The organism is Mycobacterium helveticum, assembly GCF_007714205.1.
In the GTDB taxonomy this organism is placed as follows: Bacteria; Actinomycetota; Actinomycetes; order Mycobacteriales; family Mycobacteriaceae; genus Mycobacterium; species Mycobacterium helveticum.
This window is the reverse complement of the sequence record NZ_VMQU01000276.1, coordinates 1-1,606: the sequence shown is the minus strand read 5'-3', so window position 1 is coordinate 1,606 and position 1,606 is coordinate 1. Positions and strand designations below refer to the sequence as shown.

General features: G+C 65.3%; 2 protein-coding genes. One reads left to right on the top strand and one right to left on the bottom strand.

Translation table 11 applies throughout. The features are described from left to right. Window positions 1–1,291: IS1380 family transposase (locus FPZ47_RS27440; RefSeq protein ID WP_144957420.1), on the bottom strand; the 1,291-nt coding region annotated here is incomplete at its 3' end. A 123-nt stretch (window positions 1,292–1,414) separates the two neighbouring features. Here FPZ47_RS27440 and FPZ47_RS27435 point away from each other — a divergent pair. Then, window positions 1,415–1,573 (top strand): hypothetical protein, encoded by a 159-nt coding sequence (locus FPZ47_RS27435; protein ID WP_168209587.1) that lies wholly within the window; start codon window positions 1,415–1,417, stop codon window positions 1,571–1,573. Window positions 1,574–1,606 lie beyond the last annotated feature (33 nt).

The following is a 1,606-nucleotide window of genomic DNA, read 5'->3' as shown; positions in this document are numbered from 1 at the left end:
CCGAACGTGCCCGACACGCCCACGAGTGGCTGGGTATTTTCAACCAGGTCTGGCTCATTAACTCAAACGCATAACACCAGCACAGCAGGTCGCAGGCGATGGCGACCGCGGCCACCCAGGCGGTGTTGATCGACCACGCCGACGACGGCCACGTCGCCAGCCCGGTCGCTTTGGCGCAGCGGATGAATCCCTCCACGCGGGCATGCGCGCGGTGGCGCGCCTCGAGGCGCTGCAGTTGACCACTTGCGGTGTTGGTCGCGATCGGCTGATACCGGTAGCCGGCGAGCTGTTCGAACAACGACAGCTGGGTGCCTTCCTCGATCGGTTCGCGGCGGATCAGGATCCGCATCCCCGCCGGCCAGGAACCGAGTTTGTCGCCGCCGACACTGTCGCGCAGCAGCCCGGTGACTTCGGCGACCTGCGCGTCCTGGCGCGGTGCGCCGGTGTGGTCGAGCGCGGGTTCCCACGCCTGTTCGGGCAATGCGGCGATCGCGCCCCGGACGCGTTTGTCCAGGTCGAACCCGACCGAATACTCCACGGTGAACCCGCTGCGGGCGTTGAGCTCGGTGAGGTGTTCGATCACCTTGTGGCTGGAGCCGGCGCCGTCGATGGTGATCAACAGGTTGCGTCGGTACTTGGCGGGCAGCGCGGCGATCGCGGCGTCGATGATCTCGATGTGGTCGGCGGCCGTGTTCGACCCGGCGTTGCCGGGCCGGGCGATGATCGCCAAGCATTCGCCGGTGTTGTCACACCACGCCGTGAGCGGGTGAAAGCCGTAGCCGCCCTTGAAATTGCCGGCCGCTTGCTGCTTGTCGCTGTAGGAGTTGACCAGGGTGGCGTCGATGCGGATGCCGATCACAGCATCGATGTCGCCGTAGCAGGTGGCAATCGGCGGAACCGAACCGTGCCGGGCCTCGATCAGCGACCACACCTTCGTGCGGGTCCGGTTACGGGCCGCGGTGATCCTCTTGATCGCCTGCACGTCGATCTCATTGAGGGTCCGCCACGTCGTCGAGGTCGACGCCACCGGCCCCAAGATGCGCTGCTGGTCACCGAGCACGCCGATGTCGCTAATCGAGGTCGCGCCGTCAGCGATCGCCAACGACAGGTCGGCCAGCACCCGCCCGCGGTCGTGGATCACATCCGGGCGGGCCAGGGCATCGGAGAGTTCGCCGGTCAAACCGGTGCGGTCGGCCAGCATCCGGGTGATCACCGTCCCGGTGTGGGAGACGACATCATCACCGCGGACCTCGATGTCCAGGCCCTTGGACCAATCAGTAGTAGTCTGCATCTGAAAAGTGCGCCCGTTCTATGGATTCTGGAGTCGTTGACAAACCCCATTGTCCCAGTGCGAGCGCACTTTTCGTGTTCACGACACCCCGAACCCACCCATCACCGTGAACAATCGGGGCTGGTGGAGAACAGCATCGACGGCTACCACGCGGTCCCCACCCACGACACTTACATGAAGTACCTGAGCTCCACGGGTATCCGCGTGGCCGGCGGGGTTTCCGGGCGGGGCCGGGCATTAGGCCGAAGTTGCGACGGGTTCCCGCGCGGAATTGAGGTGTGACCTGAGGATACTGGTTGATCAGGTCACGAAAGT